Consider the following 18,507-nt stretch of genomic DNA (forward strand, 5'->3'; position numbering starts at 1 on the left):
GGTTATCAAAATGATCAATTTGACAATCGGAGAAAAGGTCTGGCAAGCATTCGTTTATTTTATTCTTATTTTGCTAGCTCTACTTTGCTTACTACCCTTTCTATATGTGGTTGCTGTTTCAGTAACGCCAGAATCGGAAGTGCTAAGAAGAGGAATTGTTATTATACCAGAAACCTTTACCTTTCTAGCCTATAAAGAAGTATTTATTTCTCATGGTATTGGGCAGGCGTATAAAATTACATTGTTTCGAACGATTGTAGGGACTGCTCTCAATGTGTTCTTTACGGTAATCGCGGCATATCCGTTATCCAAGAAATATTTGCCGGGTCGCAGCCCATTTTTACTATTCATTGTCTTTACCATGATGTTTGGGGGAGGATTAATTCCGACTTATTTACTAGTCCGCTCTCTGGGATTGCTAAACAGTCCGTGGGTATTGATTATTCCAAATCTCATTAGTGCATTTAATCTGGTAATCATTAAAGGCTTTTTCGAGCAATTGCCTGCTGAAATCGAGGAATCAGCGAGGGTAGACGGTGCAAGTGAACTTCAGTCGTTATGGCGGATCATTTTACCTCTGTCCTTGCCCGTCCTTTCCACAATTTCTTTATTTTACGCAGTCGGGCATTGGAATAGTTACTTCGATGCTATTGTTTATATCAATGATTCCAACTTAATGCCGCTTCAAGTGATCTTGCGCAACATCCTGCTTAACGTCGCAACACAAAGTGCTGATTCGCTTGCCAATACCGGAGCTGTTAGTACGTTCGCTATACAAATGGCAGCAGTTGTCGTAACTACAGTTCCGATTTTGATCGTTTACCCATTTATGCAAAAGCATTTTACCAAAGGTGTGCTCTTGGGATCGGTTAAAGGTTAAAAAGATATTCCAACCTGAGTTGTTACGGGGAAACCGTGATAATATAGAAGCAAAGGAGAGGTCATTATGCAACGTAAAGCGATTACATTTGCTATTCTGACAGCAATGGTCGGTGTGGGAACAGTATTGTCAGGCTGTGGGGAACAAAAAGAGGTTACATCGACAGCTTCGGGTAATTCACAAGGCCAGTCTAGTCCCTTTGAAACCAAATTGAAAATTTCGATGTTTAACCAAGGAACTTTCAATGCTGCTGCTCCGATTCCTCCCCGTGAAGAAGATATCCAACGTCAAATGTTGGAGAAAGCAGTAAATATCGACTTGGAAATGATGATTCCTCAATCAGGGCAAGCAACGACTAAATTAAATACGCTCATTGCTGGCGGAGATATTCCAGATTTGATCTTCTTAAAGAGCCGGGCTGATCTCGCACAATATTATGACCAAGGCGTTCTTGCGGATTTGACACCGTATCTGGATCAATTTCCTGAATTGCAGAAACGTTTTAGCAACGACTCCTGGGAGGCGATGTCCTATCAGGGAAAAACCATTGGGGTTCCAGGTTATGATAACGTAAACGGTATTAGTCGAAGCTTCTTTATCCGTAATGATTGGCTGAAAAAGCTGAATATGGAAGTGCCAACAACACCTGACGAGCTATTTGAAGTTATGAAAGCCTTTACAGAGAAAGATCCTGACGGCAATGGCAAAAATGATACGTACGGATTCATAGGTGGAATGAATAAAGAAGGTAATCTGCAAACCTACGGCTTCGATAGTTTGATGTGGATGTTTGGTGTCAATCCTCCCTCAGCCATTGATGTGAAAGACAATGAACCAGTGTTCCTGTTTACCGACCCAAAAATGAAAGAAGCACTCGCTTATATCAATAAAATGATGGAAGCTAAAGTTGTAGATCCAGACTGGGTGACGATGAATACTCCCGATTTATTGGACCAAAAGTTATTTAAGGGTAAAGTTGGCTTCATGATAAGGGATGCCCGCAGGCTGGAACCAGATTATCAGCAAAAAATGAAAGAAATCAGTGGAGAGGTGCCGGAATGGATCGTTATTCCTCCAATGACAGGTCCTTATGGTGATCAAATTGTAGAGAGAAAATCGTTCCAAGGCAATTCATGGGCCATATCCAAGAAAGCGGATAAGGACAAAATCATTCGGATCTTGTCCATGCTGAATTATCTCTTTACGGACAAAGAAGCTTATCCGAATTTTGCATACGGAATTAAAGGGATTCATTGGGATTTGGTAGACGGCAAGATCAAAAATAAAACCTCCGAATTATCTAAGGAAATGAAAGAAAAGTACTTATGGGTCGATCATTATAGAATGCCGCGTCGTGGTGATGATGCTGAGTACTTCAGCTTCCAGAATCCTAAGACGGCAGAAGCTTTTGAGAACAATCAGAAATACGTGGCGGCTACGTTGCCCGGGAATTTATTGACTGAAGACCCGAACGATTCATTGGCAGCTGACCGCCAACGTTACATTAATGAAAGCTTGGTCAAATTTATGACTGGCAAAGAGCCTCTTTCGAACTGGGACAATTTCCTCAATACATTGGAAACTAAGTTTGACATGCAGAAGTATAAAGACTCAGTAATCAAGCAATTTAAAGAAGCAGGCTTAATCAAGTAAATCAAACGAAGAGAGCGGCTATAATTAGCCCCTCTCTTTATTGAAATATAAGAAAGTATAAGTTTTACTTTATCCTTTATCCTTCTATTTTTCGAAGAAACGCTTATCGTCCTTAAAAAGGACGCCGAAGGCGTTTCTTCTTATCATATGCTATTATTTGTTTATTACAGATTTAAAAGGAAGATGATCGATGCGAAGAAGAATCAGCTTGCCTTTAAAACTATTTTTTATCGTGTTTGCATTTGTATTAAGCTGCATAATCTTGATAAGCCAATTGTCTTATCGCTATGTCCAAAAGGAAATAAGAACCTCTGACATTTATTACACCAACCAGATACTTGATAAGATTGATCAGTATTTCACAGTTAATTTCTCCTCCTTCCAGACCATGCTGTTCTCGGTCGAGTCATCGGTGAAAGCCAACATTGACAATCCGGACGTGATTAAAAAGCAATTAAGAGAGCTGTATGAACTCAACAGTAATTACGTCAGTAATATTTATTTGATCAAAAGCGATTTATCTATTCTAGGCGGAAGTACACCTACCCGAATATTTGATGAACCTTTAGCTGAAAGAGAACCATTGTTTGATGCAGCTGACAAGAATAGAAGAATTACATTTGTCAGTGATCCTTACAAATCTAAATATTCCGGCTGGACAGTTACGATGGTCCGATATCTGAACAGCGCTCCGTTTCCTATGGCCATTGCAGTAGATTTAGATCTAAATGCCATTGAAGATACCTTGTTCAAGATTAATAAAAAAGAACAAATGAATTTGGCTCTAATCACCGCATCGGGAAAAATCATTGCCGGATTTTCGGAAAATAAAGGCCCCCTGAATGTTCAAGATCATACTTTTTCAATCGGTGAAACGTCAGCGGAACAAATTCTGGATACTACAGAAACAAACCTTCAACTGCACACCAAGGAGGGGATTCAAGTCTCCCTTCTGAAAAAACCGACTGAAAAATTCAACTGGACCATCATCTCAATCAACGATGAATCACGCTTGAAAGCTGCTTTATCCAGATTGGAAACCTATTATATCGAGCTTCTAGCTGCTGGTTTTCTCTTAAGTCTGTTCGTTTCCTTCTTTATTGCCAAATATATAAGGAACCCGCTCTATGCACTCAAAACAAAAATGAAGCGGGTGGAGCAAGGCTCCCTCACAACTACAATATCGATTAACCGAAACGATGAGTTTGGAGATCTCTCCCGAGCATTCGATCGTATGCTGCAGCAAATTGTGGAACTGATTCGGGGAGCAGAGCTTCATAATGAACTTGAACGCAAGCTGGAAATTCAAGTGCTGCAGTCTCAAATAAACCCTCATTTTCTATATAACACGCTTGGTTCTATCAGCAATGTCATACGACTCGGACAAATAGAGAAAGTAGATGTGGTGATCGAGTCTCTCATTTCAATATTGGAATATGGGATAGCCGACGCTTCGGAGAAGGTATCACTGCGTCAGGAATTGCAAAATGTATCAGACTATATCGCGATCCAGAACATCCGCTACAACAGAAACTTCCACTTAATCGAAAATATCGAGGCAGGGCTAATAGATTTTCCGGTTTTTCGAATGCTGCTGCAGCCCCTTGTGGAGAATAGTATCTTCCATGGTTATAACGGAGGGGGGATCGAAGGCCCTATTACTATTCATGCGTACAGGGAGGGCGGCAATGTCATCATAGAAGTAGTTGATCAAGGCGAGGGAATTCCAGCTGATAAAATAAAGCATATTTTAATTTCAGAACCGGGGGATGTGGAATTGAAAAGAAAAAGAATCGGGTTAAACAATATTCATGACCGAATCAGACTTCACTACGGAGAACAATTCGGACTCCAAATCATTAGCATACCTAAGGAAATAACCCGGGTTCGCGCCTTATTCCCAGCAGGCTTGTTTAAAGGAGATGCATGATGATGAGAGACTACACCTGCTTCATTGTTGACGATGAAGATCTAATCATACAGAGATTGGAATTGTTTTTTCACGAGCTCTCCCTTAGGGATAGGCGATTTCATTTAGTGGGAAAAGCGAATAATGGGCTGAAAGGGATAGAGGAGATCGTAAAGCTTAAACCGGATATCGTAATATCTGATATCGTTATGCCGCGAATGGATGGGATTTCCATGATTGAGCAGCTAAAGCCAAAGCTTCCCCATACCCAATTCATTCTTTTGACCGCTTATTCATCCTTTGAATACGCCCAGAGAGCTATTCAAGCCAACGTATTGGAGTACATTGTTAAGGTTCCGCTCAGGGACGCGGATTTGGATCGAGCTTTAGATAAGGCAGCCGGGATTTTAAATGAGGTAAAGAAAAAAGAAGCGGAATTTCAATCGTTAAACGTATCCGTGCTTGAAAATAAATATAGAGTCCGCAAGCAATTTTTTAACGAGCTTATCAGAGGCGAAATTCCTTCTCATCGGGCATCGGATTTTGCCAATCGCATGCAGTTCCATTTTTTTCAAGCCAACTATCGCTGCTTCATTGTCGAAATGAATATGTATGAAAGTTTCCGAAACGATTATTCAGCGTCTGATCAAAACATCTTGCGGTATGCGATTACAAATATAATCGAAGAAACGGTGATGAATGGCGGCAGTGGTGTAGCTGCGGATCTATCCGATAATCGTTTTATTGGCTTTCTTTCCTGGGAAAATAATCGTAGTGATCTGGAAACGGAATATGATTGCCAGACACTGGGGGGGCAGATCGTCTCCCATTTGCATCAATATTTGAATCAAAGGGTATCTGTCGCTTTTGGAGGTCAGCACCGAGGCTGGGAATCCATCAAACAAGCTTACACGGAAGCACAAAATGTGAGTGATGATTTCTATTATCATACAGAGAAAGTAGTAAAAACACCCATGCATCGGTTCCATTACCATAATGACAGAAAAGAAGAATTTCAGCAGAAACTGGCTGATTTTCTTGCTGGGGTGAAAAGAAAGGTTTCCAAGGAAGAGCTGGAGAAAGCATTTGCTGATCTGAACCAATTTGTTACGGACCATAAAATCCATAAGTCCATCATGGCGCCTATGCTACGAGACTTGTACAGAGACATTATTGTGAAGTTTAAATCGGGGAACAAGTTGGCCACGGAAGTAGCAGAGTTTCCCATAGAATTTTTAGCTTTTCGGGAGCAGCTTGCCTATATTGGCGACTTTACCTTCGAATATGTACACGCTGGCCAACTTTTACATCGTATAGAAATCATGAGTGCTATGCGGTTTATAGAGAAAAACCTGAAACAGCGATTAACGCTCGAGGCGATTGCCGAGGAAGTGAATTTAGCTCCATCGTATTTTAGCAGCTTATTCAAAAAAACAATGAACGAGGGCGTTATCAGCTACATCAATCGTAAAAAAATCCAATTAGCTCTCGAGCTGTTAAATGTTCAGGATTATTCTATATTGGAATTGTGCGAGGAAGTAGGAATTGTGAATGAAGGTTATTTTTGCAAATTATTTAAAGAATATACGGGTGATACTCCTAAGCAATATCGGATAAAAATGACACGGTATGAATCCAATTAAGGTTGCAAAAAATGTGTGATTTTTTCGCGAAATCATGTAAAAAAAAAGGGAGCAAAAGGATTACCATGATAGAAGGATCTAATCATGGAGGTTATCAAAATGGAGCTTATTAAAGCAGATGTAACCGTCGTCGGCGGAGGTATTGCTGGGATATGCGCTGCCATTGCTGCCGCACGCCAAGGGCTGCAAGTGTCACTTATTAATGATCGACCGGTTCTTGGGGGAAATGCGAGCAGCGAGGTCAGGGTTCATATCAACGGGTCGGCATATCTCGGAAACAGTCCATCCTATTATGCACGCGAAGGAGGGTTGGTGGAAGAACTCAAGTTGAAGATTTTCCACTATAATCCGTTATACAACAAGAAGCTGATGCTTTCGCTTTCGGATACGGTCTTGTTGGATATGGTCTATGCTGAGCCTAACATTTCTCTATTTCTGAATACATGCGTGCATGAAACGGGCATGGAGAACGGCAGAATTAAATGGGTGGAGGGCCTTCAATTGGCTTCCGAAAGGAAATTTCGTTTTGAAAGCCGAACCTATATCGATTGCTCCGGAGATGGAGTTGTCGGATATCAGGCAGGTGCTCTCTTCCGATGGGGGAGAGAAGCGAAACATGAATACAAGGAAGAATTGGCTCCTGAAGTGGCGGACCATTACACCATGGGCGATACGATCCTGTTTCAAGCCCGTGACGTAGGATATTCCGTTCCATACAAAAGACCTGGCTTTGCGTATGATATTACGAAGTTAGCCTTTTTCGATAGTATCAGAAAAGGCTTGAACCATCGGGCTTTTCCAAGAAAAATCAACGGGCTTGGCGGATTGTGGTGGCTGGAATACGGCGGACATATGGATATTATCAAAAATAATGAAGACATCGCGTTGGAACTGCGGAAATTGGTGTACGGGATTTGGGATTATCTCAAAAATAGCGGTGAATTTGATGATGTAGACAATCTCATCTTGGATTATGTATGCCCGATCCCGGGAAAGCGGGAGTCGAGGAGGTTTATTGGGGATCACATGTTGTCTCAGAACGATCTCACAGCAAAGCCGCATTTCGAAGATGCTGTATCCGTCGGTGGATGGTATATGGATTTACATGCTAATAAGGGCATCTACGATGAGGGGCCGGCTACAGCTTGGAATTTCGTGCCCGGATTGTACAATATCCCTTTCCGCAGTTTATATTCACGAAATATTCCTAATCTCTTGTTCGCTGGTCGCAATATAAGTGCTACCCATGTGGCTTTCGGATCTACAAGGGTTATGGCAACCTGCGGTTGTATGGGGCAGGCGGTTGGAACAGCTGCTTCTTTGTGCTCGAAATATGAGGTAGACCCCGCGGCCATAGGCGAAGCTCATATGGGGGAGCTGCAGGCGCTACTGCTTCGAGACGGGCAAACCATTGTAGGCCTTCAAGAAGAATTGGATCCTTACTTCGCTGACGGATTAACTATTCGTGCCTCGTCTCAGCGCAGTTATGACAATCTTCATCCAACCGAAGAGATTTCCTTGGAGAAAGGGTTATGTTTGGTCTTGCCGATTCAGACATCCGTGGCTGAAAGCGTACGGATCAAAATTAAAAATAGGTCCAAGCATTCGGAAACTCTACATGTGAAGCTGTTTGGCGGGGAACGGAAGGAAAACTACATTCCAACCAGCGAGTTGAGAGACTACCACTTGGTTATTACAGCCGGTCATGACGACTGGATTACGCTAGACTTGGACTGCAAGAAACCGGCTGACGACAAAATCTACATCATATTGGAGGGCACGGCGAGCCTTGCCATATACGGTAATGAAGAGAAATTGACAGGTGCGGTCAGCTTCCATTATAGGCCGGAAGAGCCGTCCAGGCTGAAGAAATTCAATAAAAGCATTTGCTTTAAGGACCTGATGCCAGCTCAGAATATGTATAGTCCTGAGAATGTTGTCAATGGCTACTCCAGACCTTATGGCCAACCGAACGGCTGGATTTCTGAACATTCGAAAGGACAGGAATGGTTGGAATTCTGTTTTACAAGCCCCAAAAATCTGGACGAAATCCATCTTGTTTTTAATTCGCAGCTGGATTTGGAGCATTTCAACGATCCGATCGAGTCCCTTATTCAAGATTATGATATGACCTTGACCTTAGAAGACGGAACCGATAGGACAATCATAACTCGTGGGAATTATCTCACCTTGAATAAACATAAGGTGGATGAGAAACGTGTATCCCGAATCCGGATTAATTTCTGCGCAACTTATGGTTCGCCTTATTTCGAAGTGTTTGCTGTAAAATTGTTTGCTCCTAAAATCGATAAATGAGGTCAGGTGAAGTCACGATGAAGGAATTATTCCCTCGTAAAGGGCTCCCCAATATAATTCAAAAATTGGAAAATGGGGATACCGTAACAATCGTCTATTTCGGCGGCAGTAATACACGTTCTGAAGGCTACAGGGTCATGACGGCGGATTGGCTTCGTAAGCAATATCCTAAGGCGGATATCCGCTCTGTGAATGCAGGCATTGATGGGACAGGATCGGATTTGGGCTGTGCCCGTTTGGAGACAGATGTACTGCGTCATCGGCCTGATCTAGTATTTGTTGAATTTGTCGGTAACGATGGCGGAGATCCCGAATCCAAGGCGCGTATCGAAGGGATTGTCCGTCAGATCCGCAAGCGGAACCGGTTTACTGATATCCTGTTCGTTTATACGCTGAAGGAGCGGGATGTGGCCTTATTTCAGTCTGGGGAATACCAGAAGGGGGCTATAATGCAAGAGGAAGTGGCCGACTATTACGGCATTCCTTCGATTCATCTAGGCGTAGAGGTCAGTCACTTGGTGTCGGAGGGAAAACTCGTTTTTACCTCAAGGGAAGACGTGTCCATTTCCGGAGCCGTTGTTTTTACGCATGATTCGATCCATCCGACTATTCCTGAAGGACACCAGATTTACACGGATACGATCACCCGGTCATTTGAGAAAATTAGAGAACTTCAAGATCATCCGGGAAGGTCAGTACATCACTTACCTCAGAATCCGTTGGTTCCGGCTAATCCATGGGAGTATGCGACCATGCTGTCACTGGATAGTCTTACCGATTTTTCCGCAGGATGGTCTTACATGACTCCGGATGATTGTGCTTTAGTGCGCGAGTACAATTGGTTGTTCCCCGGCCTATGGCGAGCAGTCGATCCTGGAGAGGCTATCACGGTGCAGTTCGAGGGAACCCATATCGGATTATTTGATATCGGGGGGCCTGATTCTGGCAGATTGAAGGTGTCGGTGGATGGTGGAGAACCCTTTATTGTCGATCGATTCACACTACACAACGATCATAATCGTAATCAGTATGTATTCTTGCCAGAGCTCCCGAATGGGAAACATACAGTTCGCTTCGAAGTCGATACCGAAAAGACAGACAAAGCGGCTGTGTTTGAGGCATGCGGCAATGAACGAAGTATTGAGCATGTCCGGCAGCATCCAGATTGGTATGATCAAACGGTGATCCAGCTTGGGAAGTTGTTATTGGTGCAGCCGCCATTATAATTAATCTAAAGGTTTTATCCAATTGAAAGACCTATTTTATACTGACTGCAGTTGAGCGGCCAGTTATGATGTAGGTCTCTTTTTTAAAGGAAGACAAAGTCGTTTCTTCTTGCTTAAAATCTTATAAGAAATTCTTGAAATCAAAGAAATTTCACAGTTCTGTGACATGCTATGATAAAAACGACGGAGCGGGATTAGCCAGAAGGATACGGCTGATCGCTTCTTTATGATCTTCGAACAAAGGAGGGTTTTATTATTTTGAAAGCGTTATCAACTTAAGGGAGGCTGTGAGTTGTATGATAAAAAGGAAGCTGTTTTTCTTAATCGTTTTCATCGTGACGATATTAGTTCCTTTCAGCCTAGACGGAATAAGGACCGCTTATGCAGAGACCTTACCGTATAAGACGATTATCATCGATGACGGGAGCATCACGATCAATGATGTTGTGACACCTGATGTGGGTAACGAGAACAACGGATATTTGGCTCCGAATTGGACCACAAGTACAGGGGTGAAGGGGTATGATAACTCCAGTTCCAAATATACGAGTACAGCAGGCAGAACGATATCATGGAATCCACGATTGGAAGCGGGAACGGCGAGAATTTCGTTATACAAGCTTAACTGGGAAGATAAAGCAGATAGCAATGTAAAAATTGAAATCGTCCACAATGGAACGACGGATGTTCTTTTTATGGATTTGAGACCTTCATTTGGCGCTTCTGTGGGATGGGTTGATTTGGGAGAGTACTATTTTTCCGGAGTGGGTAACGAATTCGTTAGATTAACTCGGTCTACCAGCACAACCAGCACGATACTTACTCGTGCAGATGCGGTCAAGTTCGAAGGTAATATTCAGCAAAAAGAACCTCATAAGACGATCATCATTGATGATGGAAGCATCACGATTGATGATGTCGTCACCACTGATGTAAATAACGCAAATAACGGATTCTCCGCTCCTGATTGGACTACAAGTACGGGAGTGAAGGGATATAATAATTCCAGTTCCAAATTTACCGATGCAGTAGGAAGAAGCATCACATGGAATCCGCGATTAGAAGCAGGGACGGCGAAAATTTCATTCAACAAGCTTGATTGGGCGGACAAAGCAGACAGTAATGTTAAAATCGAAATTGTTCACAATGGGATTACAGATGTCATGTTTATGGATCTGAGACCCTCGTCGGGACCATCGGCCGGATGGGTTGATTTGGGGTCATATTATTTCAGTGGTGATGATAGCGAATTTGTCAGACTGACTCGAACACAACCTACGACCGGAAAGATCATTACGCGGGCCGATGCGGTCAAATTTGAAGGGAATATCCGGCAGCAAGCTCCGCCGTTGCCTCCGCTGCGCAGCCGTACATTGGCGAATCTCAGTTACACGGAAAAAGGCAGCATCGAGAATGCCGGCTATAAAGCAACCTTCTATGAAGCAGCTTGGGATGGTGGCAAATCCATCGTTCGTGATTTGTTCTACAAGGACACGGATACGGAGAACTGGGTACCTGTCAATAATGTGTCTGAAAGACTTGAAGAACAATGGGTCTTATTGGATGGGAATGCGGGGAGTCGTACCAATTACTACGATACGATGAACAAACACTGGATTACATTCGACGAGATCGACTTCCCCGACAGCCACACGGCGATATTAACCGATTCATCACATGAAAGCGATTACGATTTACAAGTGAACTGGTCTATGTCAGGGGACAAACCTGATGTTTCCTTCGCCTTTACACCTCGCAGGGATGGCAATTATGTAATCGGTTATCAGTCCTTCACAACAGAGCAAATCTCAGGTGTCAATGAAGTGTTAAATGGTTTCAGATCACACGCCAAAATGGTAGGTTCAGTGGAATCAACAAGCTTAAGGGAACTGAGCGCTCCGATGAGTCTGGTTGAGAAGAATGACGGTTCGGGGAATCCATTGACGTATGGGGTATTTGTACCGTCGGATGAGCTTCCGGTTGAATTTGAACCGACGGGAGGTGTTACGAAGCAAAGGCTCGGCATGAGCCTTGTCAACAACGAAGGCAGCGTGCAGCCAATCTTGTATGCTCCTCAATTAGGGACCTATTCGCAAATGAACGCAGAAAGCACTTATCAATTTCATATGGGACTAATCGCTCAAAAAAGCAATTTGTATGAGTCCTACGCGGATATTCTTCGCAAAGAGTACGGTTATTCTGCATACCGTGAGAATGTATCAGATCAGTCGCTTACTGACGCGATGTTCAATATGATCGATTTACTTAAGATAGAGCCGCAAGGAGATGACTCTGTTGATTATGTCCCGTCACCCAGCGGGTGGTGGAGCCGTGCCAAGGGCTTCATTGACATCGAAAACGAGGATAGCGTTCGAACAAGCTCGAATGCGGTTCTTTTGGGGGCTTACTATTTGACTGGGGATGACCAGCTTTACGATACGAGAGCATTGCCGTCCGTCCAGTATGGCTTATCGCGAAATGGCATAGGTTGGTCGCCGACGCAGAAGCCAGTATACGGTGTGCCGTCGTTATGGAAAATGGCAACCTTGCCGTTTGATTTTTCAAGCGTAGCCGCTGTCAATCAGATGATGGGTACTTCGGCAGGAATTGGGGCGCTAGCACAGGAAGAGTACCTCGTGCGTGATCCTGACCAGAAAGACCGCGGTCCTGTCATTCAGCCCCTGATGATGTATCGTATGACGGGAGATGCGCATTATTTACAGGCTGCCAAGGATGCAGCCGACAGCTATATCATGCAGCATATTGACACGCCTGCATCTGTTAATGTGAGTAAAAATGAGTTCATTTATTATTATAGCAAGCTGTGGATGGAGATCTTGGAGCTTTACGAGGAAACTCAGGATCCCAAATACTTAAATGCTGCTTATAAGGAAGCCAAACGGTATGCAACGATGTTCGTTGCTCGTCCGGTTCCTGAAGGTGCCGTTACGATTCCGCAGCCTGAGACGTATAATTACGCGGAGTCGTTCCACTGGCCGGAAAGTGGTAAATATCAATATCCTCGGATCAAGCTCCCAGAAGATGTAGCCGGAGGCGTACAAGCGGATAGTGAGCTTGTATCTCCCAATGGATTGACGTTTGAAGCGGGAAGTACAACTGGCTATTATCGGATGAATGCTCAGGAAGCTCCATTCATGCTGAGATTGTCGCTCTATACAGGTGATAAACTGCTGCAGGATATTGCTCATAATGCGGTTATTGGTCGATATTCCAGTTATCCAGGTTATTACTATAAGGGCTTCGCCGTTAGCCAACTTGAACCAGAGTTTCCTCTGGAAGGCCCAAGCGGGGCTACATCTATATATTATCACCATATCCCGGGACAACTCGGGCAAACGATGGATTATTTGATCAGCGAACAATCGTTGAAATCGAATGGTAGTATTACATTCCCTACTGTATTTGAAACTAATTTTTTATGGTTCAAATATCACCTCTATGGAAACAAACCAGGTCATTTTTACGGTAATTCCGACGTTTGGCTCTGGATGCCCAAGGGGATTATTAAGACCAACCATCCTCAATTGAACTGGATAACGGGAGAGAGCGGGAATAAATTCTACATCGGGTTAAGCAACGAATCGTCAGCTGAAGTCCAGACTCCTATCGAATTGAATGCGCAAATCATTGGGTTCAACCCGGCACAAGATTATACCGTAACCATCATCCGCGACAATGGCACACCAGAGCAAACGGTTATGAGTGGCGGAATCATTCAAGCCACGGTTTCAAGCAAGGGAATAACCGCTATCATTGTAGAAGGACTCAACATTGATGTGCCGCTGCACCAGGTCAGAACTGCTGATACATCGGAGGCAAGCTATTTCTTCGATATCCACAGCCCTATAGATGCGGTTAAAGGTATGCTGATCGTCAAGCCCGACGAAACGGCCTATGATGCTTATGTGCAGGCAAAAACGACAAAACCAGCGACGATCCATTATTCCTTGGATGGCGGGGCGACGTATACGACGATTCCAGATACGATTTATCCGATGGAATGGTCGATACGGGTAAACGATTTATCCCAAACCTTCACTTATTATGTGGAATCGGACGGGAAACAGACTCGCAAGCGGACACTCTATTTGCCTGATCAGGTACAAGAAACTCCGGTTCAACCGGATTGGCAGAAGGGTTCATCGATCATTGTGGATAATACGGAGGCGGAGACAGAAGGCGTCTGGATACGGGATACAACCGCTAACGACTATTACTATGATAACTATGTGTACGCCAAATCGGCTGCCGGCACAGCGACAAGCAGAATTAAATGGCAGCCTGAGCTGCCGGAAAGTGTTACTTACAGTGTGTATTACAAGCTTCCGCAAATAACCGCTACAAGTGAAAATTGGGCAACGAATGCCTCATTTACCGTTTATTATAGTGGAGGCTCCGAGACGGTTACCGTTGATGAGACAACGGCCAATGGGACTTGGGTGCACCTGGGAGATTATCCTTTTGCAGCAGGCTATAGCGGATATGTCGAGTTAACCAATAAGGCCAACAAGTCACGGGTAGTTGCCGATGCGATGATGTGGGTCGATCCAAAAAGTATGCCGCAATTGGAGTCTGTGGTGATCCTGTCGGATCGGAGTGAACTGCAAATGACTCAAACCGCACAACTAAGCGTGACCGGCTATTTGGATAACGGTCTGATTGGTGATCTATCACAGGCAAATGTGCAATATTTCGTTGATCGAACCGATCTGGCTGAAGTGGACAGTAGCGGTATGTTGACCCTTCTAAGTCTCGACGGAGAAACGGATCATATTGAGGTATGGGCCACTGTAACGATTGACGGGGTGACCTTAACAACGCCGTCTTTGACAATTGCGATCAGGGACTTAACGGTTATTGTCGACAGCACGAATACGACTGGGTTATACACAACAGAAGGATCTTGGAGCCAAAGCAATTTAGCCGGATACAAAATTGGGGTTAAGTCCCGTTACTCTACCGTGCAAGGATCATCAGCGACGTGGAAAGGCCAGTTCCCAGAGGGGAAATATACGGTCTCCATCTACAAGCTCGTCCATACGACGGCAAACGATAATTATGTCAAAGTAGAAGTGAAGCATCAGTCGGTTACCGAGGTCACGTATATTGATGCAACCGTCGGCTCCTCAGGTTGGGTTAATCTAGGAACGTTCGACTTTACTGGAGACGGCAGCGAGTACGTTCGTCTAACCAGGGTTACTCCCACAACGGTAGATCCGCCAACTCTACCTGCCGATATGATTTATACGAGGGCTGATGCAGTCAAGTTCGAACGGCATTCCGTTAGCCCGGAATTGCTTGCAAATAGGGTGCCAGGTAAACCGGCACTTTCGAATAACAGCGGTGTTGCCACAGGCATAAATGATGGCAATTACGAAGTTACGATGAATATGTGGTGGGGAAACAATGGCTCACTGTATAAGTTGTACGAGAATGGCCAATTGATCCAAACGAAGTCACTGGCCGATGTTTCGCCTGCTGCCCAGACTTCCATTATTCCTATTCAAGGAAAGCCGAATGGAACCTATGTGTATACATGTGAGTTATCGAATTTGTATGGAACGACTTCATGTGATCCACACACCGTCACCGTGACTGAAGCGAATCCCGGCAAACCTGTGTTGTCTAGTGACAACTGGGATCAAGATGGGGACTATAACATTACTGCTAATATGTGGTGGGGCACGAACGCAGCACAATATCGATTATATGAAAATGGCGAACTCATTGAAACGCAATCTTTATCTTCACAAACACCAAGTGCTCAATCGGCCATTACACAAATCTCAGGGAAAACTCCTGGCATTTATCAATATCACTGTGAGTTTATGAATGGAAGTGGAACTACGGAAAGTGATACTATACAGATTATTGTAAAATAAACCTATGAGCTGAGTGGATGAGAACGATCCATTCGGCTTTTTATTTCTAGGAATTTAGTATTGAATTATGCAAAACACTTGTAAAACGATGATGTAAGAAGACAGTACATTTTTGGAACATATGCCGGAGCATCCGATCGTATTTAATCTAATCTTTCAAAGCTCACAACTGGGTGATATTTACACGATACTGCTCATGCTAGATCAGCAGGGCGATATCAGCCAACCGTATTATTTTGAACGTGAGATGTGCCAGATTAAAAAATATAACTATGTGCATCCTTGAAAAATCAATTACGGCTTTGATCGGCCCCTCCGGTTGCTGGAAATCAACCTTGTTGCGAACGATAAATCGAATAAATGATCAAGATCAGGATATGAGAGTGGAGGGAGGCGTCCAGATTTCGGGATATTCAATCTTTAATAAAGAGATACGAGCAAATGTCGCAATGGAAATGGTTCTTATTCTCCTATATTCGAAGTGAAGTCCATATAGCTGCACATCCAGTGATAATACGGTTTATAGAACCGTCGCTGGCCTAAGCAAAAGTAACAAAGCCTGACGGATTCATATCCGCCAGGCTTTATTCAATTAAGAGCCGTAAACCTCGAAATCGAATATTGAATATCCGTATACGGTCCCTCTAGCAGTACACAGCACTCTGACGTAACGTCCGCTATTTGCGGTAAATGTAATATCGTCAATAGAACCATTACCGGTCGTTGTTACGTAAGTATCCGTCCATGTTGTTGCGTCGTTAGACACCTGAACTTTGTAGCCTTTAGCGTAAGCATCTTCCCAATTCAACTTGACGCGGTTCACACTTTGGGTTGCACCCAGATCGACGTAAATCCATTCATTGTTGCTTCCTTCCATGCTCGCCCAACGGGTAGTGGAGTTACCGTCTGTTGCTTTGGAAGCTTCAAATCCTGCACCTTCGATAGAGCTGGCTACCGCTGTCTTACCTAGCGCAAGGTTGGTGTTGTCAGGAGAAGTTGCACTTGTAGTTTCTGTTGCGGTATTGCTGTTAGCAGACAGGTTGCCTGCAGCATCGACAGCTTTCACCGTATAGCTGTAAGCTGTCGATGCGGTAAGTCCGGTATCGCTGAAGGATGTGTCTGTAGGTGCGCCTACTTCCACGCCGCCACGGAAAACCCGATAGCCTGTTACACCGACATTATCTGTGGAAGCAGTCCAACTCAGATTAATTTGGCTGCTTGAAACTGCTGTTGCGGTCAGATTCGTTGGATCCGAGGGAGCTTGTGCATCCGCTGCACTGTAGGTAGGCTTCCACCAGTTCCCCGAGATGAACAGTAGGTTCAGCATGTTAAAGGAGTCGCTGAAGTAACTTTCCTTTTTGTTCTTCATCCAGTCCCAACCGGCATTGACCCAAGCTTGATGCGTGCTGGTAGTCGTCGCTGCGGAGATGAAAGGCGCTACGAATACCGCTGTTGCATAAGTACCGCGATTCGAACCGTTCAGTTGGTAACCGTCCTTCACATTGTTCGGATTGTTGCCTGTTTTTCCTTTGATCCATACCACCATTTTATTAGCGATATCCTTACCGCGGGTATCTCCGTACAAGGCGTAATCCATTACGATCCGAAGTGGTACACGGCTTGCATTGTAGTTGTATTCATTTGTTTCAGGGAACTCTTCCAAATAGTTTGGGGGAGCCGGCTTAGGCGGGTTGCCTACCACGAAGTCCGATATCAGACCTGTGCTAGACGAATAAGCTGCTGTAAATTGGCTGTATACGTTATACAGATTGTTGATGACATTTAGCCAAGTTGAATCTCCAGTTACTTCATTGAAAGCCCGTAGATGGCTGAGCATCCAGTCGGAGGGACGGGTATTCAAGGCGCTCTTCGTATCCCAGTCACCAAGGTTCAGCCTGTTGTTAGTTGTCACATTGCTAAGCTTAATAGCGCCAATCATCTTTTTGGCTTCAGCCAAATAATTGATCGTTCCGGTCGAGCCCCATTGGCGATCAGCTAGAATAAGGGAGTAAGCGATATCGAGGTCCCCGTCTGTTGCCGAACCGAAGTGCCCTTGAGCCCCAGTACTATCTGCTACTACCCATCCCATCAGGTTCGGGTTGTTAGAGCTCTTGAACGCTCTAGCCGTTTTGAACAAACCGTCATAGATTGTTCTGGAATTCGTATCGTAACCGGCCATAAGCACGGTAATGACCATACCGTATCCTTGGCCTTCCGATGTGCCTAGCGGATCGAAGCCGTCCGCTTCGCCAGTAATGTCACCTTTTACATAGTATCCTCCAGTCAGCGAGGACAGGTTGTTTTTAAGATAAGTAGCCTTCCAGTAGTCATAGTAGGAAGCTACAGAACTATTCAACGAGGATTGACTGACGTGGTTTGGTTTAATGATACCCGGATAGCTGACTTGTTGAGGAAACGGTTTCAATTCACCCGCTCCATGAGCTTTTGGTTGAAGCGGTGCAGGTGCGGCTAATGTCGATAGAAGCATAACCGCCGAAAGCATAACAAGTAACATCACTTTCATTGTGCCTGAGGTCGATTTCAATGAGTACATAAAAATTCCTCCTTAAGTGATGGTTAGTTTAATTAACGTCAATGAATTCTCCTTCCCTATAGAATGATCTCCAAAGTAAAACGCTTAACAATAAGTGCTACACACGCTTATAATGTTTAAGCGCTTTAACTTTAGGGCGGAAGTGACATTTACTTATATGCTGAAAAAGATTTGGAGATACGTGCTTCCTTAGGGAATCATCGCATCCTCAACGTTACTATTAACACTTTCATTGTGCCCGAGGTCGATTTCAATGAGTGCACAAAAATTTCTCCTTAAGTGACGGTTTTTAATTAACGTCAATGAATCCTCCTTCCCTATAGTCTGATCTCCAAAGTAACACGCTTAACAATAGATGTTATTTAAGCCTATAAAGTTTAAGCGCTTTAACTTTAGGGCGGAAGTGACATTTGACTTATATGC

Annotated in this window: 10 protein-coding genes and 1 pseudogene; 9 read left to right on the forward strand and 2 right to left on the reverse strand. The window is 44.1% G+C overall.

All coding sequences use genetic code 11. The annotated features are described in order from the left end of the window. Nucleotides 1-10 precede the first annotated feature (10 nt). The 9 genes from NSQ50_RS15845 to NSQ50_RS31600 all read left to right on the forward strand — a co-directional run bounded on the left by NSQ50_RS15845 (nucleotide 11) and on the right by NSQ50_RS31600 (nucleotide 16,015). The gene (locus tag NSQ50_RS15845) at nucleotides 11-880 is read left to right on the forward strand and encodes a carbohydrate ABC transporter permease (RefSeq protein ID WP_036677077.1); all 870 of its coding nucleotides are present in this window, start codon (nucleotides 11-13) and stop codon (nucleotides 878-880) included. 66 nt (nucleotides 881-946) lie between these two features. After that, complete coding sequence (locus tag NSQ50_RS15850) at nucleotides 947-2,533, forward strand: extracellular solute-binding protein (RefSeq protein WP_036677074.1); 1,587 nt, start codon at nucleotides 947-949, stop codon at nucleotides 2,531-2,533. Nucleotides 2,534-2,723: 190 nt separating this feature from the next. Beyond that, nucleotides 2,724-4,463 (forward strand): sensor histidine kinase, encoded by a 1,740-nt coding sequence (locus NSQ50_RS15855; RefSeq protein WP_076133081.1) that lies wholly within the window; start codon nucleotides 2,724-2,726, stop codon nucleotides 4,461-4,463. A gap of 2 nt (nucleotides 4,464-4,465) precedes the next feature. Beyond that, nucleotides 4,466-6,085 (forward strand): response regulator, encoded by a 1,620-nt coding sequence (locus NSQ50_RS15860; protein ID WP_256717050.1) that lies wholly within the window; start codon nucleotides 4,466-4,468, stop codon nucleotides 6,083-6,085. Nucleotides 6,086-6,169: 84 nt separating this feature from the next. After that, nucleotides 6,170-8,401, forward strand: coding sequence for an FAD-dependent oxidoreductase (locus NSQ50_RS15865; protein WP_076223709.1), 2,232 nt, complete (start codon nucleotides 6,170-6,172; stop codon nucleotides 8,399-8,401). Between the two features lie 17 nt (nucleotides 8,402-8,418). Beyond that, the gene (locus NSQ50_RS15870) at nucleotides 8,419-9,627 is read left to right on the forward strand and encodes an SGNH/GDSL hydrolase family protein (RefSeq protein ID WP_076099125.1); all 1,209 of its coding nucleotides are present in this window, start codon (nucleotides 8,419-8,421) and stop codon (nucleotides 9,625-9,627) included. A 296-nt stretch (nucleotides 9,628-9,923) separates the two neighbouring features. Beyond that, complete coding sequence (locus NSQ50_RS15875; protein ID WP_076223712.1) at nucleotides 9,924-15,530, forward strand: golvesin C-terminal-like domain-containing protein; 5,607 nt, start codon at nucleotides 9,924-9,926, stop codon at nucleotides 15,528-15,530. A gap of 112 nt (nucleotides 15,531-15,642) precedes the next feature. After that, nucleotides 15,643-15,816: a hypothetical protein gene (locus tag NSQ50_RS15880; RefSeq protein WP_179087750.1), complete on the forward strand. Its 174-nt coding sequence runs from the start codon at nucleotides 15,643-15,645 to the stop codon at nucleotides 15,814-15,816. Then, nucleotides 15,803-16,015, forward strand: coding sequence for an ATP-binding cassette domain-containing protein (locus NSQ50_RS31600; protein WP_076143638.1), 213 nt, complete (start codon nucleotides 15,803-15,805; stop codon nucleotides 16,013-16,015). Before NSQ50_RS15880 ends, NSQ50_RS31600 begins: the two co-directional genes overlap by 14 nt. A 107-nt stretch (nucleotides 16,016-16,122) precedes the next feature. Here NSQ50_RS31600 and NSQ50_RS15885 read toward each other — a convergent pair whose 3' ends face one another. Together NSQ50_RS15885 and NSQ50_RS15890 are read right to left on the reverse strand one after the other, a co-directional pair. Then, nucleotides 16,123-16,839: a galactose-binding domain-containing protein gene (locus tag NSQ50_RS15885; protein ID WP_244886518.1), complete on the reverse strand. Its 717-nt coding sequence runs from the start codon at nucleotides 16,837-16,839 to the stop codon at nucleotides 16,123-16,125. Further along, nucleotides 16,816-17,964 (reverse strand): annotated as a pseudogene (locus NSQ50_RS15890) (glycosyl hydrolase family 8); the annotation flags it as partial. The gene NSQ50_RS15885 and the pseudogene NSQ50_RS15890, both read right to left, overlap by 24 nt. Nucleotides 17,965-18,507 lie beyond the last annotated feature (543 nt).

The organism is Paenibacillus sp. FSL R10-2788, assembly GCF_038003885.1.
Classification (GTDB): domain Bacteria; phylum Bacillota; class Bacilli; order Paenibacillales; family Paenibacillaceae; genus Paenibacillus_AQ; species Paenibacillus_AQ odorifer.